Origin of the sequence: Rhodococcus sp. IEGM 1406, assembly GCF_030056745.1 — a bacterium.
GTDB classification, from domain to species: Bacteria; Actinomycetota; Actinomycetes; order Mycobacteriales; family Mycobacteriaceae; genus Rhodococcus_F; species Rhodococcus_F erythropolis.
Window position 1 is genome coordinate 507,970 of the sequence record NZ_JASHKO010000003.1, and the last position, 25,283, is coordinate 533,252.

Consider the following 25,283-nt stretch of genomic DNA (forward strand, 5'->3'; position numbering starts at 1 on the left):
TCTCATACTGTCCTGTATCGCGCCCGAAGTTCGCGCTTGAGGATCTTGCCAGTAGCACCCAACGGAAGTTCCGTGACTATCTCGATGGACTTGGGGCACTTGTAGCCGGCAAGTCGGCTTCGAACGAAACCTGAAATCGAGTCGGTATCGAGTTGATGCCCTGCAGCAGCAACTACGACGGCTTTGACCGCCTCGCCCCACAGTGGGTCCTCCACTCCGATGACGGCAACTTGGGATACTCCCGGATAGTCGGCGATGACCGATTCGACTTCGATGGGATAGACGTTCTCTCCACCCGTGATGATCATGTCCTTCATCCGATCGGTGATGTAGACGTAGCCCTCGCTGTCGACCCGTCCCACGTCGCCGGTATGGAACCACCCGTCGGTATCTATCGCAGCGGCAGTCTCTTCCGGCCGTCGGTAGTAACCTTCGGTCGTTTGCGGAGACCTGACATAGATCTCGCCGGCCTCGCCGACCGCAACTTCCTCGCCTTCCGGTGACATCACCTTCAAGTCCACCCAGGGGTAGGGTTTTCCGACCGAGCGCAGCAGTCCGACCTTCTCGCCGTCCACCGCATGGTCACAAGAATCAAGTTGTGTTACTGCTCCATGCGTTTCGGTCAGCCCGTAGACCTGGAACAGGGGCTTGCGGAACGTCTCGAGAGCTCGCTTCAAGACCCATGGTGTGATCGGGGAGGAACCGTAAGCGATGGATCGGAGAGTTGCGAGATTGCGCTCTCGCGCGCCTGGTACGTCGACCAGCATCCCGATGACGGAAGGCACGAGAAAGGTATTGGTGATACTCATCCCTTCCAGTACTTCCAACAGACCGGCAGGTGTGAATTCTGGGAGAACGACGTTATGGGCGCCATTCGCAAGCCCCACGAGCGCCCAACCCAATCCACCGATGTGGAACAGTGGCATCGCACACAAGCTGACCGAGGATTCGTCGAATCCCCATGGCCCGCCGGTTCGCGTGCATGCCTCCAGGTTCCTGTTGGACGTGAGAACGCCTTTGGGTTTTGCCGTCGTTCCGGATGTATACAGTTGCAGTACAACGTCGTCCAGGCTCCCGCTCCATCCCGGATCGACCGAACTTGCGCCTGCCGATCGCGCTTCGTAGTCGAACTCCTCGGAACCGTCGATCCTCACGACACGCAGCTTCGTCCCTCCCGATGCCTGCACCGCCGAGACCACACCCTCGAATTCACTGTGGAAGAACAACACACGAGCGTCCGCGTCGGCGAGCACCTCGGCAACCTCGGCGCCGGACAACCTCCAATTGATCGGGATTGCCACTGCCCCGATCTTCGCTGCCGCAAGTACGATCTCGACGACTTGAGTCGAGCCTCTGTCCACCACGGCCACCCTGGTTCCAGATCTACAACCCAGGTCGAGAAGAACGTTGGCCAGCCGACTGGTGCGGAGGTCGAGCTCGGCAAACGTCATCGACCCGTCTCGACCTGTCAACGCGAGGGCGTCTGGTCGTGCAGCAGCGTGGCGTCGAGACTCATCGGCAAGGCGATATTGCGAGCACATCGTGAAAAGCCCTTTCTGGATTGGACGTAACTTCCGGCCCGGGCGCGTGGACGACACCCGGGCGCTATCAGAACCGACGAACTCTCGACGAGCTATTGCATCGCCCCGATGTGTTTCATCACGTCCGGGTACCGACGTAAGTGGGCACCCCCGTTGACATCGAGAACCTCGCCCGTGATCCACGAAGAAGCATCGGAAGCGAGGAAGAACACCGCTTCGGCAACGTCGCGTGGCAACCCATTACGTCCGAGCGGAGTGTTCTCGGTGAAGTCCGCCTGAATAGCCGGCACACCGGTGAGACCCTCGACAAGTGGCGTTTCGACAAGACCTGGCGAAACCGCGTTGACGCGTATCCCCCGGTCTCCGAGTTCGAGTGCCGCAACCTCGGTGAGCATGGCGAGGCCAGCTTTGGCGGAGCAGTATCCTGCAAAACCTGCAGCCGCCTGCCGTGCGTTCAATGAGGTGATCGAGACGATCGATCCACCGGCAGTCATGGCACGCGCCGCGTGCTTGATCACGAAGAAACCTCCGGTGAGACAGATGTCAACGGTGCGCCGCCAAGTCTGCGCCTCCAAATCCGTTATGTAGCCCGGCAGATTCACCCCGGCACAATTGACCGCGATATCCAACCGACCATGCTGCGCCTCGGCCCCCTCGAATATCCCCTTGACCGATTCTTCGTCGACGACGTCGACCCGGACTGCTTCAGCTCGCCCACCGAGTTCTACGGCGCGTTTCCGCCCGCCTTCGATGTCGATGTCGCCTATCACGACGCTCACACCTTCGGCAGCCAGCAATTGCGCTGTTGCCCAACCGATACCGGATGCTCCGCCGATCACGACGGCTACTGCACCTTCCATTCGCCCCGGCATCAGCGAGGAATGTTCTCGTAGTACGGGACAACGATTTCGTCCGTACTCGTGACGTCACCGAGCATCATCGTCGTGATGGGGTGGACTACGTGCGGGTCCACCTCGACGTTGATACATGCGGGAACCCCCGCGTCGAACGCGCGTTTCATAGCGTCGGCGATGGAGGCGACATCCTTAACACGCTCTCCGTATCCACCGAAGGCCTCGGCAACCTTCTCGTATGCGCTGTCTGCGAGTTCGGATACGACAATTCCTTCGTCCCCGTACACCGCTTCCTGGCCGTGGATCGACATCCCCCACACTGCATTGTTGAATATCACTGTCACAACAGGTATTCCATGACGGGCCATCGTGTCGAATTCCTGGATGTGGAATCCTGCCGCGCCGTCACCGGTAATGAGCACGACGGGTGATTCCGGTCGTGCTCGATGTGCGCCGATTGCGAAACCGGGCCCCACACCCAGACATCCGAGGTAGCCGAGCCTCAAAACACCACCAACCTCTTCGGCGGTAGTGAAGAACTCGCCCCACGACGGGGCCTCGGCACCGTCCATCACGAAAGTAGTACCGGGCGGGCAGGCTTCGACGATCGCGCGCGCTGCAAAGTACGGATGCGCCTTACCGCTTTCCGTCGCTTCGTCCTCGAAACCATGCCGGTGCGCATGTTTCGCACTGGTGGCGGCATCGACCCAGGCACTCCAATCGGGCCATTGACGTTGATCAGCAGCAGTTTTCAAAGCGATGAGCGCTTCTCGACAGTCGGCAAGTATCGGAACGTCCACGTCCTGCATACGCCCGATTTCGGACGCGTCGACGTCGATCTGCACCAACCGCGCACCGGGGAACAAGCTGGTGCGTCCGCCGGTGAACATCCCGGCTCGGGCACCGACAACGAACACCACGTCGGGGGTCGGATACCCAAGGGCAGGCAACGAGCCGATCGCCAACAGTCCGCCGCCGGCCAGTCGATGGCTTGCGGGTACCGCTCCATCGGACTTCCCGGGGTAGAACACCGGCACGTCCACCGTTTCCGCGAACGCCACCAGCGCCGCGCTCGCATGGGAGAAAGTGACGCCACCTCCGATCACAATGGCGGGGTTCGTCGCTTCACCGAGCAGATCGAGAGCGGCCTCGACCGCTGCAGCAGTCGGACCCGACCTCGCACTCACGGTGTAGTTCACCGGAAATCTCACGGTGTCTTCGTCGGCTTCACCGAACATCACGTCGATCGGCACTTCGAGCAGCACCGGCCCCGGAATTCCGGTCGTCGCCTTACGAATTGCCAGGGCAACTATCTCGGGGACGCGTGCCGGATCGGTGATGCGGTATGCCCACTTGGTCACCGGAACAGCTGCGGCAATCTGATCGAAACCACCCTGAAGCGGATTCGTCTCGGTCTCACGCATCGGCGGAGCACCGACGACGAAGATAGTCGGCGTGCGATCGAGGAGTGCATTGGTCAGCGCGGTGTAGACATTGGTGAAGCCCGGGCCGGAGGTGACCACACAAACGCCGTAATTGCCCGTCACTCGCGCGTACGCATCCGCAGCGTGTCCCGCAGTGGCTTCATGTCGGGTGTCGGTGAGCCGGATGCCGTGACGTCGACAGGCTACGAGGAAAGCATCCAAGTGCCCTCCGTGCAGGGTGAAGACCTCGGTTGTGCCCGCTTCAGCTAGTGCCCTGGCAAGTAATTCGCCACCGTTGACAATCATGTATTTCCTTCCGGAGTTTGCCGCTTGATTAACGATCGCTAAGTCATTTCACTGTATCGTGGGTCACAGTGCGACGCCAGAGTGGCATTATGCGAACACATGGCACGAAATTCCCCTCAAACCGATCGAATCGTCATGCTGACCGAACTGCTGGCATCCGACCCCACGGCGGGGCGGAGCCTCGCCGACATCGCACGACACCTCGGCGTCGCAAAGGCGACCTGCTACCCCATGGTCGTCGCTCTCGCCGAGGCCGGCTGGCTCGTCCGTCACCCGATCCGCAAGACCTACCAACTCGGCCCGGCGCTAGTCCCCATCGGCCAAGCCGCTTCCCGCGCAATCGATGTCGTCGATCTTTCACGCACCGTCATGCAAGAACTGGCCGACACATCCGAACTGGCCTGTCTCGGATTCATCCGATCCGGCGCCGACCTCGTTGTCGCCGAGGCAATTCAACCGATCTCCAAGCGCAGCGGAACTCTCGGCTTGCGCATCGGCGACAATGTGCTGATGGCACCTCCACTGGGCGCAGGCCTTGCCGCATGGTTCGACGAGAACGACCTTCACGAATGGTTTCTCCTCGGCAAGGAGGCATTGGAAACGGAGGCAGCACTTCTACGGTCGGAGTACGAGCCAATCCTCACGGCCATTCGAGAGCGCGGGTTCGCCGTGGAATGCCTTTGCCAACAGGAACGTTCAATTTCCGACGCCGTCGCCGAGATGCGCGGCCCGGGAGTCGGCGGCCAGAGGGCAGCACTCGCACTGAGAGAAGCGCGACGTCTTCTGTCCGCGGATGTCGCGGTCGGAACACTCGACCTCGACGCCAATTATCAATTGCTGTCCGTCAATGCCGTCGCCTTCGCCCAGGACTCGACACCGGCGCTGATCCTCTGCTTGGTCGATGCCCCGTCACCACTGACCGGGGAGCGGATCGCCGCACTGGGCAAGCTTGTGCGTGAAGCCGCCGATCAGGTCACCACTCTCATGCACGGCCGGACACCTCGACCATTGACATCCACAGGCGGAGCAACATAGCTTGTGAGTCAAATGACTTATATAACGATCGCTAAGTCAATGAGTGTGGCGGTTTGCCTACGTCCACGTGAGCGCCCCGATCCCCGCACACCCACCCACCGCAAGGAGCCTGCATGATTCTCACTCACTCCGCCCTTTACATAGACGGAACCTGGCAATCACCGACGACTTCGGACGCCATCTCGATGCACTCGGCCAGCACAGAAGAGAAGATCGGCAGCGTGCCGGGCAGCGCACCAAACGACGTCGATTCTGCCGTCGCGGCGGCGGGCCGGGCCTTCCGGACGTGGTCGCGACTCGAGCCTGCCGACCGAGCCGACGCCTTGGATCAATTTGCCGCAGCCTTGGGGCGTCGCGCCGACCTCACAGCCCGATTGGTCAGCCAGCAGAACGGAATGCCCGTATCGATCTCCACTGTCGCTGAAGGACAGGGACCTTCAGGGCTTTTGAGCTATTACGCCGCGCTTGCCCGCACGACCGAGCTCGAAGAACCCCGTCACGCGCTGGCCGGAACGGGAACCACCATCGTTCGGAAAGAACCGATCGGTGTTGTTGCCGCGATTGCACCGTGGAACTTCCCATCTCTTCTCGCAATGATGAAAATCGCCCCCGCGCTCGCATCGGGATGCACTGTCGTACTGAAGCCGTCACCCGAGACCTTGCTCGACGCGTTCGTCCTGGCGGAGGCCGCAATGGAGGCCGGTCTTCCTGCCGGTGTTCTCAACATCATCACCGGCGGACCCGAAATCGGCAAATACCTCGTCGCTCATCCGGGTGTACACAAGGTCGCGTTCACTGGCTCTACACCGGCAGGCCGACACATCGGAGCAACCTGCGGACAACTTCTGCGTCCGGTATCGCTCGAACTCGGCGGCAAGTCCGCCGCAGTCATTCTCGACGATGCGGACCTCGACGCGACGATGGCAGGTTTGGCGACGGCATCGTTGATCAACACCGGACAAACCTGCTACGCCTCGACAAGAATTCTCGCGCCCGTCGGACGCTACGAGGAAGTGCTCGATGCCGTCACCGCAATGGTCGAGTCGCTGCCGGTGGGCGACCCGTTGGATCCCACCACCTTCATCGGCCCTCTCGTGAGCGCCGGGCAGCGCGAACGTGTCGAGTCCTTCATCGCCGCAGGCACTGCGGAAGGCGCACGGATCACGACCGGCGGATCACGACCGCGCACACTCGAACGCGGATGGTTCCTGGAGCCAACCGTTTTCGGTAACGTCTCCGCAAACCACACGATTGCAACCGAAGAGATCTTCGGCCCCGTACTCTCTGTCATTCCATACACCGACGAGGCACAGGCCATCGCAATCGCCAACGATTCCGAGTACGGCCTCGGTGGAACCGTGTGGACTGCCGACTTCGACCGCGGGATGGAAATAGCCCGCTCAGTCGATACCGGTTCGTTCGGGATCAACGGCTACACACTCGATTTCGGAGCACCGTTCGGAGGCACCAAGGCGAGCGGCATCGGTCGCGAGCTTGGACCGGAAGGCCTGGCCGCATACTTCCAGACCAAAGCGATCTTCACCACGGCCTGATTCGTCACCTGCGCCATGAGTGGCCGGAAATCGTCGAGCACATGATGATTGCACACTTACTTAACGATCGTTAAGCTAGGTTCAATGCAGTAACCGCTACAGAAGATCAAGGAAGTATCCAGTGGCCGTGCGATCCAGTGACCAGTACCGAAAAGGGCTCAGCGACGATCGCCGAGTCTTCTACCGAGGCAAGAAGATTTCCGATGTCTACGCCGAACCCGAACTGACTCTCGCAGTGGATCATTCGGCACTGTGCTACGACATCGCCGACGATCGACCCGACCTCGCGGTCACCGATGTCGACGGTGACCCAGTCAGCGCGTTCTACGTGGCGCCGACATCTGCGGACGATCTGATTCGTCGCGGCGCCCTGATCGAGGAAGTATCGCGGCGCGGCGGCGGAACCATCGTCCTCAAAGAGGTGGGCAGCGATGCGCTGTTCGCCCTTCTTCGTGCAACCAGCGGTGAAGGTCTCGAGAATGCGCGCGCTTTCTACAAGCGGGTCTGCGACGGCGATCTCGCACTCGCCGTCGCGCAAACCGACGTCAAGGGTGACCGGTCACTTGGACCGCGCCAACAGGCAGACCCAGACCTCTACCTGCACATCGTCGACGAGGACGCCGACTCCATCACCGTGCGCGGCGCGAAGTGCCACACTTCGTTCTCGGCGAACGCCGACGAGTTGATCGTGCTGCCCACCCGCGCGATGGGCCCCGAAGACGCCGATTACGCAGTGTCCTTCGCCATCCCGATCGACACACCGGGTCTCGAGCTGTACGTCTCTCCCTACGCAGCCGGAGAACGCAACTCCTTCGAATTTCCGATCTCCACGAAACACAAACTCCTCGAATCGCTCACCGTCTTCAACGATGTCCGAGTACCGAAGAATCGAGTCTTCCTCAACCGTCAACCCGAACTTGCCGGACCACTCGCGTTGGCGTTTGTCGATTACCACCGGTTCACCGCCATCAACTACAAGTTGCCCCTACTCGACATCATGGTCGGAGCAGCTTCACTGATCGCCGAGGCCAACGGCATCAGCAAGGCAGGCCATGTGAAGGGCAAGATCACCGAACTGATCACCTGGAGCGAGACCGTGCGCGGACTGGCTCAACTCGCCGCCGTTCGATCAAAGCCAGGAGCACACGGTGTCAGGCAACCAGATCCGCTTGCCGTCAACATGGCCAAATACCACTTCGCACATGGATTCCACAACGCGGTCGCCATCCTCACCGATCTCTCAGGTGGCCTCCTCGCCACCGGCCCCGGCGGTGAAGACTGGGACAATCCCGAAATTCGTGTAGTTCTCGAAAAATACTACGCTGCAGCAGTTCCTGCCGAAAAGCGTCTCCGTCTGCTGAACTTCATTGCGGATCTGACCGCCCGCGACTACGGCGGATATCAGTCAGTCCTGGCCACGCACGCAGAAGGATCACTCGAGGCCGAGAAACTGCAGATCTCACGCTCCTTCGATCCGATGAGGGCACGCGAATACGTCAGTGACCTCGCCGGAATATCCCACCTCTGACCATTCGTCCCGAGAGAACAACAAGGATTTTCATGATCTCGACAGCATTCACGGAAACGTTCGGCGTTCGCCACCCCATCGTCCAAGGTGGAATGCAGTGGGTCGGCAGAGCAGAACTCGTCGCAGCCGTTGCCAATGCCGGCGCATTGGGATTCATCACTGCACTCACGCAGCCGACGCCGGCCGACCTGGCGAACGAAATCGCCCGATGCCGCGACCTGACCGACCAACCGTTCGGCGTCAACCTCACAATTCTGCCGTCGATCACGCCACCGCCGTACGACGAGTACCGCCAGGTGATCGTCGACTCAGGCGTGAAGATCGTCGAGACCGCGGGTTCCAATCCCGGTCCTCACCTGCCGATCTTCCATGACGCCGGAATCAAAGTGCTCCACAAGTGCACAACAGTCCGGCATGCGGTCAAGGCACAGGATCTCGGTGTCGACGGAATCAGTATCGACGGATTCGAGTGCGCCGGCCATCCAGGGGAAGACGATGTCGCAGGCTTGGTCTTGATTCCAGCGGCCGCAGACAAGATTTCGATACCCATGATCGCTTCCGGCGGCTTCGCTGATGCACGTGGTCTGGTCGCCGCGCTGGCGCTCGGAGCAGACGGCATCAACATGGGTACGCGATTCATGTGCACCACCGAGTCTCCGATCCACCAGAACATCAAAGAAGCCATCGTCGCTGCAGACGAAACACAGACCGAACTGATCTTCCGACCACTCCGCAATACTGCACGCGTGGCAAGCAACATCGTCAGCCGAGAGGTTGTCGACATACTCTCCCGCGGCGGACAATTCGAGGATGTGCGCGACCTGGTAGCAGGAGCGCGTGGGCGAAGCGTCTACGAAACCGGTGATCCCGACGCCGGCATCTGGACGGTCGGCACATCACAGGGGCTGATCCACGACATCCCCACCGTCGACGAGTTGGTCCAGCGCATGGTGTCCGAAGCAGAGGTCATCATCGGGGCACGCTTGCGTTCGATGACCGAACGCGTTTCGGTCTAGGACAGGAGAGCAACCCATGCGTCGAACACTGTTCACAGCCGACCACGAGGCCTACCGAGAGACTGTGCGCGAGTTCATTGCCCGCGAGATCACGCCTCACTACGACAGCTGGGAAGAAGCCAGGCTCGTCGACCGATCAGCGTGGCTCGCGGCCGGCAAGATGGGTATCGTCGGCCTGGCCGTCCCCGAACAATACGGAGGCTCGGGTGAACTCGACTACCGGTACCGGTACGTGGTCGCCGAAGAGATCGCCCGTACCGGTACCACCTCGTTCGGCGCCGGACTCGGCCTTCAGGACGACATCGTCATTCCGTACATCGCCGACCTCGGCACAGACGAGCAGAAAGCACGTTGGCTACCGGGTATGGCTGCCGGTGAACTCATCTGCGCCATCGCGATGACCGAACCGGGTACCGGCAGTGATCTGCAAGGCATCAAGACCTCCGCCGTTCGAGATGGCGACGACTGGATCTTGAACGGGCAGAAGACGTTCATCACCAGCGGAATTCACGCCGACATCGTCATCGTTGCGGCCCGCACCGATCTCAAAGCGGGGTCGCGGGGATTCAGCCTCCTCGTGGTCGAACGTGGGATGGACGGATTCACCCGCGGTCGCAAACTCCACAAGGTGGGGTTGGCGGGTCAAGACACAGCCGAGCTGTCGTTCGACAACGTAAGAGTCCCGGTAGGCAACCTCCTGGGCGAGGAGGGCGGAGGCCTCATTCATCTCATGGAGCGTCTTCCCCGTGAGCGTCTGTCGATCGCCGCGAGCGCAATCAGTTCCGCGCGCGCGGCCTACGAATGGACCAAAGACTACGCGTTCGACCGCACCGCCTTCGGCAAGCCGATCGGCGACTTCCAGAACACTCGATTCGCCCTCGCCGAGATGCTGACCGAGATCGACGTGACACAGGCATACGTCGACAACGCAGTCCTGGCCATCAACGACGACCAGCTGTCAGCAGTCGAAGCGGCACAGGCGAAGTGGTGGGCCAGCGAACTTCAGAAGCGCGTCGTGGATCGATGCGTACAACTACACGGTGGATACGGCTACATGATGGAGTACCCGATCGCCAGGGCGTACGTAGACAGCCGAATCCAGACCATCTACGGCGGAACCACCGAAATCATGAAGGAGATAATCGGTCGCGACATCGCAAAGAGTTGATCAGCACCGAGAACGACCGTGGTCCCGAACATCCTGTGTTCGGGACCACGGTCGTTGTCAGCGCCGTTCTCGCTTCGTCTATCCGAAGACTGCTGCGCGCTTTTCCTGAAAGGCCGCAACACCTTCGGCAAAATCACCACTACCCAACAGGTCGATCTGGCCTATGCGCTCGCGTGTGAACGCATCACCGAGTTCGGTGAGCGTAGCGTCGTTCATCGCCTTCTTGGTAAACCGAAAAGCAGGGGACGACCCGGCGACCAATCGGTGCGTCAGGTCTGCCAATTCCACCGCGAAGGCGTCGTCCTCGCACACGTGTGAGACCAGGCCGCAGTCGAAAGCATCTCGAGCGGATAATCTTTCGGCCAGCAGCGCCATGCGCATCGCGCGCGCGCGACCGATCGACGCTGCCACCAGTGCGGTAGCTCCACCGTCCGGCATCAATCCCACCTTGGTGAACGCGAGCAGAAAGTAACTCGACTCCGCCGCGAGCACGAGGTCGCACGCCAAAGCCAGCGAAACACCCACACCTGCAGCAGGGCCTCGTACCGCAGCGACCACCGGAAACGGAAACTCTCGAATGGTCTGCACCAAGGCATTGGCGGCATCGATCGTGTCCGCCGACGGCGGACCGGACAACGTCACGTCCGCGAGGTCCGCGCCCGTGCAAAAGGCCTTGCCCTCTCCTTCGAGAACCGCCACCCGCACATCCGAGGATTGTGCGTGCTCGACGAAGATCGTGGCAAGTCTCTCCAGGGTTTCGGTAGTCAACGCGTTCATTCGCGCTGGCCTGTTGACAACTATGCGGAGCACCCCGCCGTTTCGGCTCGCGTAGACATCCGGTCGCGTTTCGGTCATTGAAATTCCTTGTCAGTCAGACTCGATCGAGTTGTGCTACAAAAGTTGATCTTCGCGATCCATCGACGATGAGTAGGGGGCAACGTAAGAACGATCGAGAGAGGCTGTCGCGACATTCCTCGCCTGTACTTCTTCCCCTCAGCCGCCCAGCCAATCCTTCGTCACGACGGTGGTGTCGGCCCCGGGTGGCCGAGCACCTGACGGCTGTGCAGTCCTGGAACGGGAGAACCGCGGCGCGGGTGCCGCCTGCACTATTCCGTCGGCCTCGACAAGAGTTCCCCGCTGGGCAAGATGCGGGTGCAGCGCGGCTTCGGCGGGACTCAGGACAGGAGCAACACAAGCGTCCGTCGATTCGAACAGCGCTGCCCAGGCGTCTCGCGTGCGCGACGAAAACTCCTCCGTGAACCGTTCTCGAATTGTGGGCCAGCCCCTTCGATCCATCTGTTCAGGCAACGATTCCGGCGCGATATCCAGGCCTTGGAGGAGCGCCGCGTAGAACTGCGGTTCGAGGGCACCGACTGCTACGAACTTACCGTCCGAACATTCGTAGGTGTCGTAGAACGGCGTGGAACCGTCCAGGAGGTTGGTTGCACGTGAGTCACTCCACTGTCCGCTCCCTCGCAACGACCACATCATCTGCGCCAACACCGAAGTTCCGTCGACAATTGCGGCATCGACCACTTGTCCTTTGCCCGAACTCTCTCGCTCGTACAAGGCAGAGACGATTCCGACGATCAAGAACATGGAGCCACCGCCGAAGTCCCCGACGAGGTTCAGCGGAACCGTGGGTTTCTCGGCCGGACCGATGGCGTGCAGGACTCCGGTCAGCGCCAGGTAAGTAATGTCATGCCCCGCCCGCTGCGCGAGTGGGCCGTCTTGGCCCCATCCGGTCATACGTGCGTAGATCAGCCGGCTGTTGAGTTCGGTGCACACGTCGGGACCGAAACCCAGCCGCTCGGTCACGCCGGGCCGAAAACCTTCCAGGAGCACATCGGCTTTCGAGACGAGGGCCCTCACCAGCTCTCGGTCTGACTCGGTCTTGAGGTCGGCTTCCACCGACCGTCTCCCCCGCAAAAGTTGGTCCTGCTCCCGTGGCGAGATCTCGAGTCCACCAGACGGACGCTCGACTCGAACTACGTCCGCTCCGAGATCTGCAAGCATCATCGCAGCGTGTGGCCCCGGCCCCAACCCGGCGAGTTCCAGCACTCGAACACCGTGCAACGGGCCGCTCATCCGACGGACACCTTCCCTGAATAGCGCTCGCGCAGTTTCCCTTTGACTAGTTTCCCGGTCGGAGTTCGAGGTAGATCCGTACTGAACACGAGTCGCCTCGGCAACTTGTACTTGGCGATCTGTCCGCGCAAATGAGAAAGCAGTTCGTCGCGAAGCGCATCGCCGGCTTCGGCTTCGGGGACTGGCTCGACGACAGCCATCACTATCTCCCCCATCTCGTCGTCGGGCAACCCGATCACCGCCGCGTCCAATACCGAGGAATGCTCGATCAGCACGTTCTCGATCTCCTGCGGGTATATGTTCACACCACCCGAGATGATCATGAAGGACTTACGGTCGGTCAGAAACAGATAACCCTCCTCATCCATGAAGCCGACATCACCCGTAGTCGTCCAGGTCGGGTGGGCGGGATGCTGTGCTTCCTGGGTCTTTTCGGGCGCATTGTGATAATTGAAGGGCAACTCGTCACGTTCGAAGTACAGCGTACCCACCTCGCCGGAGGGTAGATCTTCGCCGTTCTCCCCACATACGTGGAGCACTCCCAGGGCGGCTCGCCCCACTGTGCCGGGCTTTCGCAGCCACTCGTCCGAGTGAACAATGGTCATGCCGTTGAGTTCCGTCGAGGAGTAATATTCATCCAGAATGGTTCCCCACCAATCGATCATCTTTCGCTTCACATCGACGGGGCACGGTGCGGCTGCGTGGACGGCAAGTCGCAGAGACGATATGTCGTAACGGTCTCGGGTTTCCTGTGGCAGTTTGAGCATGCGCACGAACATTGTCGGCACCCACTGGCTGTACGTGACGCGATAACGCTCGATGCATTCCAGGGCCTTTTCCGGATCGAACCGATTCATCATCACTACGGTGCCGCCCAGCGCCTGGACCGACGCGCACGTCCGGAGCGGAGCGGCATGATAGAGCGGCGCCGGGGACAGATAGATGTCGTCTTCGGTTACACCCCACACACTTTGGTTCATTGTCGTCATCTGATCGCCGGGATCCTGTATCCGGCGATTCGGTAGAGCCGGCTTGATGCCCTTGGGACGGCCGGTTGTTCCCGACGAGTACAACATGTCGGCGCCGCGCGGTTGATCCGGGAGCGGTATGTCCGACTCCATGTCAGCCGCCTGGTCGAGGGAGTCGTATCCGTCTAGTTGACCGCCGAAGGAAAGCCTGGTCACCTGCCGGGGAACGAGGTCGGACAGCGTCTCTGCCAGTTCGCCCAGAGCAGCATCGACGATGACTACCTTTGCCTCGCAGTCCTCAACGATGTATGCACCTTCCGGAGCGGTCAGGTGCCAGTTGACCATCGTCAGGTAGACACCGGATCGCATAGCCGCCCAGTAGATGTCGAAGACCTGAACGTTATTGGTGGCGAGCACGGCCAGGTTGTCGCCTCGCCGCAACCCGAGTCCGTGGAGCACTCGCGCAATCCGAATCGAATTCGATTCCAGTTGCGCGAACGTCACCGCTTCACCGGTCTCGGCAACGATTACCGCGGCCTTATCCGGGTTTGTCGCAACATACGCTCCGGGATACATGGTTTACTCCAAGGTTCGTTCGCTAAGGTCATTTGTTCACAAAGTTGTTCGTGTAGAGATCATTCGAGAGACAGCGCGACTTTTCCTACCGCCGTACGCTCACTCAACGACTTCAATGCATCGGCGGCACGCGCCAAGGGGTAGAGGGTGGGCTCGGGCACCCTCAGAGCTCCGGACTCGAGCAGGGGGTAGAGCTCCTGCCATTGACGCGCCAGATATTGGGGATCGGTTTTCAGATATTCACCCCATCCTGCACCGGTAACCGAAATATTCTTCAGGAGAAGTCGATTGACTTTGACCGTGGGAATATCACCGCCGGTGAATCCCAAAACGACCAGGCGACCGTTCGGCGCAAGGCTGCGCAGGCTGTCGGTGAAGCGGTCACCACCGACCGGATCGAGAATGATGTCGACACCGCGCCCATTCGTAATCCGTTGGACGCGTTCCTTCCACCCGTCGACCGACACGACGTGCGTTGCCCCGGACTCCGCGGCGATTTTCTCCTTCTCGCCTGTACTCACGACAGCGACTGTCTCCAGACCGAGCGCTGACGCGACATGCAACGCGGCCGTACCCAACCCACCGGCCGCGCCGTGAATCAGGACGGTCTCGCCGGCACGGTAGCGCGCGCGTTCGTCGAGGGCGAAATGCGCGGTCAGATAATTCAGGAGAAATCCCGAGCCGGCCGAGAGCGAGACCGCATCAGGCAGAGCAAAGACATTGGACGGCGCGACCGCAACGGTCTGCTGCCACGCGCCTTCCCCGGTCGTAAGCACGGCCACGCGCCGCCCGGGTGTGAAGCCGGACCCTGGCGGCGCGCTCCGAACGGTACCGGCGCCCTCAACGCCTAGCACGCAAGGTAATTCGCGCACCGTTTGGTAGCTGCCCGTGGTCTGGAGAAGATCGGGGAAACTCACTCCGGCGGTGTGCAGATCAATTACCACCAGTGCCGGATCGACAGGTTCGTCGACATCGACCAACGACAGACCTCCGGGCCCCGTCGCCTCCACCAAGTGGACTGCTTTCATTCAAACTCCTCGGACTGGCCCCGGCGACTTCGTTGACAAACGGAATCCGCCGTAGCAACTGCTTAACGATCGTTAAGTAGGACTCTACGGCGACAGGCAGACCATGGCAATGGCGTCTGACCGCGGGATGCCCCCGGGCCGTAGTCCTCGACGATGTTCGCGAAGCAACACTGGCAGAGAGCGGTTTTCGATCAGGTCGTCAGTACAGGTAATCCTCGCCGCTGGCGCGCACGGTTATGTCACTGATGCTGATGCCCCATGGTTGATCGATGATGTGAACAACAGCGTCAGCCAGGTCGTCGGGCTTGATCAGCCAGTATTCGATGGAGTCGACGTCCTTCTGCCCGGGGCTGAGGGTGCCGTCGGTTAGATGCCCGACGTTCTCCATGTAGGTACCCGCACGTTGACCGGTGAGACCGAGGATCGCGTTCTCGTTGACGATCCAGCTCGCCAAGTTTGTTCCTGTCACGCCTGTGGGCTTGACCGTCGTCACCTTGATCTTGCCCTTGGCTTCGATTCGCAGCGAATCCGAGATCGTGGTGACTGCAGCCTTGGTCGCGCTGTAGACGCCGGAACCGTCGATGCCTGCGTTTCCGAAGATCGACGAGATGTTGACGACTTGACCGCGTCCCTGCTCGATCATCTGGTCGTATACGGCGGAGATCCCGTTCACGACGCCCTTGATGTTGATGTCGATTGCCTTGTGCCACTTCTGCCACGCACGTTCGTGATCGGCGAAATACGCGAGAGGCATGACGCCTGCATTGTTGACGAGTACGTCGAGCGCTCCGTACTCCGAAATGCCGTGCTGCGCCGCAGCGATGACCTGATCCATGTCGGTGACGTCGGCAATCTTGTAGGTACCGGTGAATCCCGCGGCCGCGATACCGTCGAATACAGTCTTCAGGCCCGCCTCGTTGATGTCCACGCCGACGACTTTGGCGCCCTGCGCTGCCACCTTCTCGGCGATGAGTTGACCGAACCCACCGCCTGCACCGGTGATGAGAATGACCTTGTCCTGCAAGTACTGAGACATAGCTGTTTCCTCTTGTTCTGGATCTCGGGTTCGTTGTGGGTCAGACGATGTCGATGGCATCGAGGACTGCGGCGACGGTCTTGTGGTCGCCGGAAACCTCGACGGCAGACCGCCATGCAGATCGGGTGGTCCCCCACCGCAGGAATTCGGTGGCCTGGGTGGTCGCGACGTTCTCCGGCACGTCGCCAGCTTCGGTGACGGTCACTCCCCCATCGCCATGAGAGATGACGAAAGTGCGCTCGGTGGCGCCGTTGAGGCGCAGTGCCACAGGCGATGTCAAGGCGGCGGCGACCGCTTCGCCGCACATCTGCGGGAGCCCCGCAACCATCCAGTCGATCGCCGGATCGACAGCGGCCGCCACGTCGATCTCACCGTGAGGAAACGGTCCGAACGGCGACAGAAGATCCGACGTCAAATGGACGAGATGGTCGAACGACACTGCGTCACTGAGCTGATGAAGGCGATAAGTCCCGAGGTCGAGCATCTCGAGCGTGTTGTTGCGAAGCTCCTCTGTCTGCAGCGCGGCCAACGTCGCGAGTCCCGCTTCGGATTGTTCCCGGTAGTAGTCCAGGATCTGCTCGTGCGGTAGATCGGCACGCTCGCGGACGGCAGCGTCGTTGAGCCGCTCGGACTTTCCACTGGGGTTCGGCGGGAACACCAGATCCGGATCGGCGATGAAGTTGAAGAAGAACGCCATGTGACCGATGAGATCGTGGACGCGCCAACCGTGGCACGCACTGTCTGCTTCCCACTCGGTGGTGCCGAACTGCTCGGCGATTTTCAGTGTGTTTTCTGCCAGAGCACGAGCGCCGGCGAGTCCTGCGTCGGACATGGTGGCTCAATTCTTAAGAGGATGCGAGGAAAATGGATTTGAGCTGCTGGTACGCCGCGAGCCCTTCGGGACCGAGTTCACGACCCAGGCCGCTGGCTTTGACTCCACCGAACGGTGAACCCCAGTCGAGGTTGAAGGTGTTGACACCGAACGAGCCGGTCTCGACACGTCGAGCAATTGCGATACCGCGTTCCTCGTCGGAGGTCCATACAGTCCCACCGAGGCCGTACTCGGAGTTGTTGGCAAGCGCGACAGCCTCATCGACGTCGTCGTATGAAATGACTGACAGCACCGGCCCGAATACTTCCTGCCGTGCGATGGTGCTGTCGTTGTCGATATCGGCGAACACCGTGGGCTGCACGAAGAATCCGGTGTCGAGGTCGGCGGGGCGTCCGCCACCCGTGGTGACAGTTCCGCCCTCCGAGCGTCCCTGGTCGATCAAGGACAGCACACGTTCCTGTTGCCTTGCGCTCACCATCGGGCCGACGAACGTCGACGGTTCCATCGGGTCGCCGACCTGCAGACCCTCGGCCATTGCGGTAATGGCGTCGACGTACGTTCGACTATGGCTGCGGGGAACCAAGATTCGAGTCGACATATAGCACGTCTGCCCACTGTTGAGCAGGGACGCAGTTGCCAGACCGGTTACCGTCTCCTCGACATCCGCGTCGTCGAGGACCAGGGCCGCCGACTTGCCACCCAACTCCAAGGTAACGGGGCGAAGCATACCGCCACACACCGTGCCGATGTGTCGACCGGCCGCAGTGGATCCGGTGAAGGCTACCTTGTCGATCCCGGGATGCGCCACGAGATACTGACCGATCTCCGGTCCGCCAGTCACGATGTTGATGACACCCGCGGGAAGTTCTGCCGCAATGGCGGCCTCGGCCAATATATAGGAGTCCAAGGTGGTTTCGGGAGAGGGTTTCAGCACGACGGTGCATCCCGCAGCAAGAGCCGGGGCGATCTTGAACATCGAAAGCACAGCCGGGAAGTTCCAGGGCGCGATGGCAGCAACGACACCGATCGGCTCGCGTCGCACGATTGTCGTACCCGGCATCGGTTGGCTGGCCCGTCGCTCTTCGGTAGGCATCGACTCGGCGAGGCCTGCGTAATAGCGCAAAAGCTGGACGGGTGCGGCCCCCTCGGCGAAACGGGCGAGCTCGATAGGCATGCCGTTCTGGTGAGTGACCGCCGACGCGCGGTCTTCGGATCGTTTCTCGAGTTCGTCGGCGAACCTGCGGATGACACGCGCACGTTCGGCGGGGGAAAGATCGGCCCAGTCATTCCGTCGCAACGCTTTTCGAGCCGCTGATACAGCTGCGTCGACATCCGTCGATACGGAGGCGGGGAACGAGCCTATCTGCTGCTCCGTGAAAGGTGATACGGCTCGGATGATTTCGGAAGTATCCGGCGCTCTCCACAGTCCATCGATGAACAGTGCAGTGCGGTCGGTGAGTGTTGTCATTTCTGGCTCCTCCAGGGATGGCGCTCGACGTTGAACCAGCCAACCTGTGTTGATCATCACTGCTCAGACGACGAGAAAATTGACATCATGCGCCAATTTATTTACATTTCGACACATGGCAGATCTGATCAGTGCCTCGTCGCTGACGCGACTGCCCGAGTTGATCTCCGAACTCGGCGGAGATCCGTACGAATTCCTCGACCGTGTGGGCATCGATCCGGCCATCATCGGCGCGTACGACCACTTCTTGCCGTTCAGCGCCCTGTCCACGCTGCTCGGACTCTGTGCGGATGAATTGGAGTCGCCCGACTTCGCACTCAGGCTCGCAGGCAGACAGGACCCGGACATTCTCGGTCCGGTTGCCATCGCGGCCCGCAGTGCCGAGACAATCGGAGATGCGTTGCACGACGTCGCCCGATACGCGCACGTGTACAGTCCGGCGTTGGCGGTCGATCTGACAGTCGGCGACACCGAGGTGTCCTACGGACTCGATACCGTGCTGCATCGACTTCCGTATCGGTCCCACGTCGTGGAACTGGCGCTGGGCGTAACGCTTCAGACGTTCCGGATGATGGCCGGCCCGGATTTCCATCCGACGCACATCTCGTTTCAACATCCACGGATCTCCGAAATACGGCGGTACGTCGAGTATTTCGGATGTTCCGTCGAGTTCAGCTCGGATCGGAATCTGTTGACCTTTCCGCGCGGAGTCATGCATCGCCACCTGCCCCGGGTGGATCCGTTGGCCTACGACTTCGCCGTGCGTTTCATGGCAGGTCGAGATCCGGATGTGGCGTTCCACGACGCGGTGTCGGCTTTGATCGTGCGTTCCCTGCCTGCAGGTGCAGCCACACTGAAGCAAGTCGCGACATTGATGATGCTGCACCCGCGAACATTGCAGAGACGATTGGCGTTGGAAGGCAAGGCGTTCGAATCGCTCGTCGACGATTCACGACGCGAACTCGCTCTCGGTCTTCTCTCGAACAGAGACGTGTCCCTCTCCGAAGTGTCACGCCAACTCGGCTATTCCGAACCGAGCACCCTCACTCGAAGCTGTAGGCGTTGGTTCTCCACAACGCCCCTGGAGAAGCGGAGGGCACTTACCCGCCGCGCTGGTTGACCGCATGAGCTACGACGCCGACGGTTCGAAGGTCGTAGCGGCTCACCACCGGGGGCGTGGGAGATGGGATGAGAACAGATCTGGCATTGCGTCACTGCAACGGTCAGGAAACACCGCCTCTCGCTTTTCCAGAAACGCCGCAACACCTTCACGAACGTCAGCCTGAGCACCGCGAGCATTAATTCCGATGCTCTCGACGCGATGCGCGACCATGGGATGTTCGACTCCCAGCATGCGCCAGATCATCTGACGCGACAGGGCAACCGATACCGGCGCGCTGTCACGGGTCAGGCTATGCGCGAGCGCCGTCGCCTCCCCTAGAAGATCTTCGCGCGAATGCAGTCGGTAGACCAACCCGGCCGAAGATGCTTCCGTAGCAGTGAAGATCCGTCCGGAGTAGATCCAGTCGAGGGCTCGCTGGAGCGGAACCAGTTTCGGCAGCAACCACGACGAACACGACTCGGGCACGAGTCCTCGCCGATTGAAGACGAAACCCATCCTGGCGTCGTCGGCGGCCAAGCGAAAGTCGGCCGCAAGAGTCATGGTGATACCCACGCCGACCGCCGGTCCGTTGATGGCCGCAATGATCGGCTTCAATGAATCGAACATTCGCAGGACGACGCGTCCGCCGCCGTCCCGACGTAGATCGTCACCGTCCGCGTCAGTTCCGTTCGACTCGGCGCTCCATTCGGAGAACGTCTCTGCCCCCGAGGACAGATCTGCCCCCGCGCAAAACGCGCGGCCCGCTCCTGTCAGGATCACCGCGCGCACAGCGTCGTTCGCGTCGGTGGAGTCGAACGCTTCGATGAGCTCGTTTTCCATCGTCGTGGTGAATGCGTTCAGCTTGTCCGGTCGATCAAGGGTGATCACGGCGATACCGTCTTCGATACTCATCGATATGTGTTCCACAGGTACCTCTTTCTCCGGGTGGCGATTAGCGAACGATAATCGGTATTCTGCCCATATCGGCAGTTCAAGACGGTTCCTTTCCATCAGGTGTATCCCGCGACTGTTCGGCTCTAAGCTGGGCAAGACGCAGGCACCGAAGAAATGAGAAGGAAACCGAACAATGAGTGGGGCGAAGACAGTCGTTGTCCGGCAACTCATACTCGATTCCGCTGTCCGAAACATGAACGAGCGCGGCTATCACGGGACGTCCATGCGTGACATCTCCGCCGGCGCCGATCTCACTGTCGCGTCCATCTACCACCACTTCAAATCCAAGCAGGAAATCCTTCAGGAAATCATGATTCGGGCGCTCCACGACGCCATCAGCATGACCCGCAGTGCACTGCTGCGCTCCGGCGGCGACCCGAAAGACCAACTGCAAGCAATCGTCCGCGCTTGGGTCATGTTCCATACGACCAGGCGCGAAGACGCCCTCGTAGGAGCGACAGAATTGCGCAGCTTGGACGAATCGGGTCACCGTCTGGTCGTAACCCTGCGCGACGAGCAGGAAAGCATGTTTCGCGACGTCGTCGAACGCGGCATTGAAGAAGGTGCTTTCCACACTCCATTTCCCCGAGATGCCGTGCGCGCCATTATCAACATGGGGCAGCAAGTCTGTGTGTGGTGGCGCGTCGACGGACCGATGAATGCGGAAGATATCGCGTCTCGGTACTGCGCATTGGCGACCGCGATGATCGAATCAAGCTGAGCTGGGCGACACCTCCGCCAAAGAAGATCTGAAGGCCCGAAGACCTGAAGGGCTCCAGGACAGAAGCCACATAACGCCGTCGATGTGCGAGACCAGCGTGCCTCGACTTTCGTCCGCACCCCGCCGCTCGAATCGGTATCTCCATTCCTGAGACCTGCATCACTGACTAATCATCATCTCAGGCGAACGATCGTTTGGCAACAGATTCCGAATCGCACCATCCCTGCGGAGAAAGTCGCTGCAAAAGCGCACTTTTCCCGACTATTGACATTTAACGATCGTTAGGTCAATGATGACTCGCAGCCGAACGATCGTTTGGCAAATTCGGAACGAAGGAGTGCGGGCCACATGACCACCTCCGCATTGCCACGAGATGACGCTGCACACGTCGCCGGCGGCCTCGACGTGGTCACCTTCGCCACCCGAATTTGCGAGCGCCTCCGGTACGGCAATGGCGGCGAGATATGACTTCTCGTATCGAAGAACCCACTCGCACTTGGATATTGCGTCACCACCTTTCGACCCCATACCCGGCGAGCACGATTCCGTCTGGTGCCGGCGCTCGGGACAAGCTCGTCGTCGGCCGCACACCGAACTTGCCGCAACTCACGTCCTGACCGAACTCAACTGAACGACCCCACAGAGAGCGAATCGCGATGACCAACAACACCGAATCTGCGGTGGAGCGCCCGGGCAGATCTCGGCGCGCGTCCTTTGCAGCCGCTATCTCCACTTCCCTGGAGTGGTACGACTTCTTCATCTACGCGACTGCCGCCGCGCTCGTGTTCAACTCGACGTTCTTCGCCACCGACAGCGAGGTGGTCGCTGCAATGAGTTCGTTTGCCACCGTCGCAGTCGGATTCATCGCCCGTCCTATCGGTGGTGTGCTCGCCGGTCATTTCGGTGACCGGTACGGCCGAAAGCCGGTGCTCGTTGCCGCCGTGGTCCTCATGGCTGTGGCAACCTCCTTGGTTGGTTTCGTCCCCAACACCAATGTCGTGTGGCTTGCCCCGGCCATTCTCGTGACGCTGCGAATCTGCCAGGGCTTGGCCGTGGGAGCACAGTGGGGCGGGGCCGTATTGCTGGCCACCGAGAACGCACCGGCGGACCGCCGCGGGCTCTTCGGCAGCTTCGCCCAACTCGGTGTTCCGATCGGTGTGGTGCTGGGCAATATCGTGTTCCTGGTCCTGACAGCAACTCTTGCGGCTGATTCGTTCCTCTCCTGGGGATGGAGGATCCCGTTCTGGATCAGCTTGGTCATGCTTCCAGTGGCATTCCTCATCCATCGCTATCTCGAAGAAACCCCCGAGTTCAAGGCACTCGCAGAAAAACTCGCCGAATCGCCGGTCGTTCGGAAGTCCCCCATTCTCGAAGTGCTCAAGAAGAATCCAGGCACAGTCCTCGCTGCAGCAGGCGCCAATGCCATCGGCGTGATCTTCTTCTACACGATGATCACCGGTTCGGTTCAGTTCGCGACCACCTACCTGGAGATACCGCGGTCGACGGTCCTCACCTACATCCTGATCGCATGTGCAATACAGATTCCCCTGGTTCCGCTGGCGGGATATCTGTCCGACCTCTACGGTCGCAAACTAGTCTTCGGCCTCGGCACCGCATCCATGATGCTCTGGGGTATCCCGATGTGGCTGATGATCGGTGGATCCAGCCCGGACACGATCTGGCCGTTTGCCGTCGCGGTTATCGTCGGCGTAGTAGCAATGTCCCTCCAAACCGGCACGCAGGGAACACTATTCGCTGAACTGTTCCCACCGGAGATTCGATTCTCCGGCGCTTCACTCGGTTATCAGATCTCCGCAATCATCGGAGGTTTCGCGCCGATGATCATGGTGATGCTGATCAACGGAAATCCGGACAACGCATGGAAGGTCGGTTCCTTCCTCGCCGCTGCCGGTGCTATCGGATTGATCTGCCTCTACGTGATCATTCGCCGATACTCCGGAACCTCGCCGACCGTCGCAAGCACCCGTGTGGAGACCGCGAACGCTCAGTACGCATCATGATCAACCTGGGGTGAGTGGTCTCGATGCCACTCACCCCAGGTTTTCGGGTACGAGAAATGACTGTCGGCGACTGCCGATAAAGTGGCCCCCACAAGTCGACGTGTCCTTCGTCGACCAGGAGCACAGGTTCGAGGAGTGTGTCGGTAGCAGTGGCAGTGGAATCTTCGGTGCTGCTGAAGTGGTACTCCGAGACGGCTCGTGACCTGCCGTGGCGACGCGAGGGCGTCAGTGCCTGGCAGATCCTGATGAGCGAGATCATGCTCCAGCAGACGCCGGTGGTGCGCGTTGCGCCCATCTGGGAAGAGTGGGTGGAGCGCTGGCCGGTACCGTCCGCGATGGCAGCGTCGAGTCAGGCAGAAGTACTTCGCGCGTGGGGCAAACTTGGTTACCCACGACGCGCGCTTCGGTTACACGAATGCGCGGGCGTCCTGGCCGCCGAGCACGGTGACGTGGTGCCGGAAGACGTCGACACCTTGCTCTCCCTACCGGGAATCGGTTCGTACACCGCCCGCGCCGTGGCGTGCTTCGCCTACGGACAGCGAGTGCCGGTGGTGGACACCAACGTACGACGCGTGGTTGCGCGAGCCGTCCACGGCAATGCGGAACCCGGCAATCCGTCCAACACGCGAGACCTCGCCGACGTCGCGGCGCTGCTGCCACGGACACGAGCGCGCGCCGCCACCTACAGCGCCGCTCTCATGGAACTCGGTGCACTGATCTGCACTGCGCGGACGCCGAACTGCGAGAACTGCCCTTTGCCGAACTGCGCGTGGGTCGCTTCGGGCAAACCGGCACACACCGGACCGCCCAAGAAGGTGCAGAAGTTCGCGGGCACCGATCGCCAAGTTCGTGGAAAATTGATGGCCGTTCTGCGCGAGAGCCACCGTCCGGTCGAACGCGCGCAACTCGACATCGTCTGGCCGACCGATCCTGGTCAGCGTGACCGCGCACTACATTCCTTGTTGGTCGACGGACTGGTCGAGCAGACCGATGACGGCCTGTTTGCACTGGCTGGAGAAGGTACGCCCTAGCCCACTCGCACCGGGTCGCATGCTTCTGCTGGTTCGACGGTCTGGGGTGGTGCAACTTCAGGATCCGAACGCCGAAACGCAGCGGGAACGACGGGTACCACCGGGTCGCAAGGCGGGAGCGTCAGGATCGGTAGGGCCGCTCCGGACGGTGACCCGCTCGTCGGGTTCGCCGGCTCGGCGCCGACGTTCGGGCGATCAGTGGACACCGCTCGCGACCCGTCCGGCGACAGAGCGATCAGCAATCCCGTCAGCATGAGCAGGAGCGGCAGCACTATTGCCGCCGCCCACCGGATTCTGTTGACGGGCTGAACAGCCGCGCCGCCAGCGGACCTGACCTCACTCCCCCGACCGGCCGCTACCAGCGCAGCGCCTATCGCCAGTTGGGCGCGCTCGCCGAGATACAGGAAGCCGAGCCCTGCCGATTCGGCGGCTTCGGCGGACAACTGCCGTGACTCTTCCTTGCCGAGCATGGCGACGAGCATCTTGGGCACGGGGTTTCGTTCAGCGACGAGCAGGTCCAATGTCGCAGCAAATGTCGAGCTGTCTGTAAGCAACTCGGCGGTAGCGTAACGGTGCGCCGAGTCCACGACGCCCGCGCTCGGATCGATGGCAGCGATCACAGTCTCACTGCCGTCCGGCCAGAATGCGAGAATCGGCGAAATACCATTCAGGGCATCGACCGTCCGCAAGTAGGCAAGGCGAGCGTCCAGACCGTTGACCAACTCGATTTTCTCGAAAGTGCTGGAGGACAATGAATCCGGGACAAATTCGCGCACGTCCGCGCGCTCGCACAGCACTCCGAGGACGGTGGGGCACAGGTTCGAGCGCAGGGCCCGACCGGTGGCGACCTCGGCAGCGGAGGCGAGCGCGCGTGCCGACGCTTGCGCAGAGGGAACAGTCCCGTTCGCGCCCCACGGATGACGGAACTCGTCGATCGACCCCAGAAGGGGTGTGTCCGCATCTACGAGAGCTGTTGAAATGGAATTGTTTTCGAATACCACGCCCAGGCTTTCACGCACTGGATCCTCCATTG

The 25,283-nt window shown here is 60.9% G+C and carries 21 protein-coding genes; 9 read left to right on the top strand and 12 right to left on the bottom strand.

The window, feature by feature from the left end; all coding sequences use genetic code 11:
• Positions 1-2: 2 nt before the first annotated feature.
• The 3 genes from QM596_RS18040 to QM596_RS18050 form a co-directional block, all read right to left on the bottom strand.
• The gene (locus QM596_RS18040; RefSeq protein WP_195791532.1) at positions 3-1,541 is read right to left on the bottom strand and encodes a long-chain-fatty-acid--CoA ligase; all 1,539 of its coding nucleotides are present in this window, start codon (positions 1,539-1,541) and stop codon (positions 3-5) included.
• Positions 1,542-1,633: 92 nt separating this feature from the next.
• Positions 1,634-2,413: an SDR family NAD(P)-dependent oxidoreductase gene (locus QM596_RS18045; RefSeq protein WP_047888203.1), complete on the bottom strand. Its 780-nt coding sequence runs from the start codon at positions 2,411-2,413 to the stop codon at positions 1,634-1,636.
• Positions 2,413-4,125 carry a thiamine pyrophosphate-binding protein gene (locus QM596_RS18050; protein WP_047888204.1) on the bottom strand — a complete coding sequence of 571 codons (1,713 nt, stop codon included), beginning with the start codon at positions 4,123-4,125 and terminating at the stop codon, positions 2,413-2,415. Before QM596_RS18050 ends, QM596_RS18045 begins: the two co-directional genes overlap by 1 nt.
• Positions 4,126-4,224: 99 nt before the next feature.
• Here QM596_RS18050 and QM596_RS18055 point away from each other — a divergent pair, with 99 nt between their 5' ends.
• The 5 genes from QM596_RS18055 to QM596_RS18075 all read left to right on the top strand — a co-directional run bounded on the left by QM596_RS18055 (position 4,225) and on the right by QM596_RS18075 (position 10,425).
• Positions 4,225-5,160: a helix-turn-helix domain-containing protein gene (locus QM596_RS18055; protein WP_283309590.1), complete on the top strand. Its 936-nt coding sequence runs from the start codon at positions 4,225-4,227 to the stop codon at positions 5,158-5,160.
• Between the two features lie 113 nt (positions 5,161-5,273).
• Positions 5,274-6,713, top strand: coding sequence for an aldehyde dehydrogenase (locus QM596_RS18060; protein ID WP_283309591.1), 1,440 nt, complete (start codon positions 5,274-5,276; stop codon positions 6,711-6,713).
• A gap of 121 nt (positions 6,714-6,834) precedes the next feature.
• Positions 6,835-8,241: a 4-hydroxyphenylacetate 3-hydroxylase N-terminal domain-containing protein gene (locus QM596_RS18065; RefSeq protein ID WP_069146936.1), complete on the top strand. Its 1,407-nt coding sequence runs from the start codon at positions 6,835-6,837 to the stop codon at positions 8,239-8,241.
• Positions 8,242-8,273: 32 nt separating this feature from the next.
• On the top strand, positions 8,274-9,257 hold the full coding sequence (locus QM596_RS18070; protein WP_069146935.1) for an NAD(P)H-dependent flavin oxidoreductase: 984 nt from the start codon (positions 8,274-8,276) through the stop codon (positions 9,255-9,257).
• 16 nt (positions 9,258-9,273) lie between these two features.
• On the top strand, positions 9,274-10,425 hold the full coding sequence (locus QM596_RS18075; RefSeq protein WP_047888209.1) for an acyl-CoA dehydrogenase family protein: 1,152 nt from the start codon (positions 9,274-9,276) through the stop codon (positions 10,423-10,425).
• Between the two features lie 78 nt (positions 10,426-10,503).
• On the opposite strand, the gene QM596_RS18080 is transcribed toward QM596_RS18075, so the two are convergent.
• From QM596_RS18080 to QM596_RS18110, 7 genes are all read right to left on the bottom strand, one after another.
• Positions 10,504-11,280, bottom strand: coding sequence for an enoyl-CoA hydratase (locus QM596_RS18080; protein WP_283309592.1), 777 nt, complete (start codon positions 11,278-11,280; stop codon positions 10,504-10,506).
• A gap of 138 nt (positions 11,281-11,418) precedes the next feature.
• On the bottom strand, positions 11,419-12,513 hold the full coding sequence (locus QM596_RS18085) for a CaiB/BaiF CoA transferase family protein (protein ID WP_283309593.1): 1,095 nt from the start codon (positions 12,511-12,513) through the stop codon (positions 11,419-11,421).
• Complete coding sequence (locus QM596_RS18090; RefSeq protein ID WP_283309594.1) at positions 12,510-14,057, bottom strand: acyl-CoA synthetase; 1,548 nt, start codon at positions 14,055-14,057, stop codon at positions 12,510-12,512. The genes QM596_RS18085 and QM596_RS18090 overlap by 4 nt, the downstream gene beginning before the upstream one ends.
• A 59-nt stretch (positions 14,058-14,116) precedes the next feature.
• A complete protein-coding gene (locus QM596_RS18095) occupies positions 14,117-15,085 on the bottom strand; it encodes an NADPH:quinone oxidoreductase family protein (RefSeq protein ID WP_069146931.1) in 969 nt (322 codons plus the stop codon).
• A 199-nt stretch (positions 15,086-15,284) separates the two neighbouring features.
• Entirely contained in the window at positions 15,285-16,121 is an 837-nt protein-coding gene (locus QM596_RS18100; protein ID WP_019749697.1) for an SDR family oxidoreductase, read from the bottom strand.
• Positions 16,122-16,161: 40 nt separating this feature from the next.
• Positions 16,162-16,953 carry a maleylpyruvate isomerase N-terminal domain-containing protein gene (locus tag QM596_RS18105; protein WP_283309595.1) on the bottom strand — a complete coding sequence of 264 codons (792 nt, stop codon included), beginning with the start codon at positions 16,951-16,953 and terminating at the stop codon, positions 16,162-16,164.
• A gap of 13 nt (positions 16,954-16,966) precedes the next feature.
• Complete coding sequence (locus tag QM596_RS18110; protein WP_069146929.1) at positions 16,967-18,421, bottom strand: aldehyde dehydrogenase; 1,455 nt, start codon at positions 18,419-18,421, stop codon at positions 16,967-16,969.
• Positions 18,422-18,536: 115 nt separating this feature from the next.
• Between QM596_RS18110 and QM596_RS18115 the strand changes: the two genes are divergently transcribed.
• Positions 18,537-19,541: an AraC family transcriptional regulator gene (locus QM596_RS18115; RefSeq protein WP_283309596.1), complete on the top strand. Its 1,005-nt coding sequence runs from the start codon at positions 18,537-18,539 to the stop codon at positions 19,539-19,541.
• Between the two features lie 42 nt (positions 19,542-19,583).
• Here QM596_RS18115 and QM596_RS18120 read toward each other — a convergent pair whose 3' ends face one another.
• Entirely contained in the window at positions 19,584-20,450 is an 867-nt protein-coding gene (locus QM596_RS18120; protein WP_283309597.1) for a crotonase/enoyl-CoA hydratase family protein, read from the bottom strand.
• 160 nt (positions 20,451-20,610) lie between these two features.
• Here QM596_RS18120 and QM596_RS18125 point away from each other — a divergent pair, with 160 nt between their 5' ends.
• The 3 genes from QM596_RS18125 (at position 20,611) to QM596_RS18135 (ending at position 24,250) form a co-directional block, all read left to right on the top strand.
• Positions 20,611-21,198, top strand: coding sequence for a TetR/AcrR family transcriptional regulator (locus QM596_RS18125; protein ID WP_042451920.1), 588 nt, complete (start codon positions 20,611-20,613; stop codon positions 21,196-21,198).
• Positions 21,199-21,854: 656 nt separating this feature from the next.
• Positions 21,855-23,219 (top strand): MFS transporter, encoded by a 1,365-nt coding sequence (locus QM596_RS18130; RefSeq protein WP_069146927.1) that lies wholly within the window; start codon positions 21,855-21,857, stop codon positions 23,217-23,219.
• A 149-nt stretch (positions 23,220-23,368) separates the two neighbouring features.
• Positions 23,369-24,250, top strand: a complete 882-nt coding sequence (locus tag QM596_RS18135; RefSeq protein ID WP_024487744.1) for an HhH-GPD family protein — start codon at positions 23,369-23,371, stop codon at positions 24,248-24,250.
• Here QM596_RS18135 and QM596_RS18140 read toward each other — a convergent pair.
• Complete coding sequence (locus tag QM596_RS18140; protein WP_283309598.1) at positions 24,247-25,269, bottom strand: hypothetical protein; 1,023 nt, start codon at positions 25,267-25,269, stop codon at positions 24,247-24,249. The genes QM596_RS18135 and QM596_RS18140 overlap by 4 nt on opposite strands.
• Positions 25,270-25,283 lie beyond the last annotated feature (14 nt).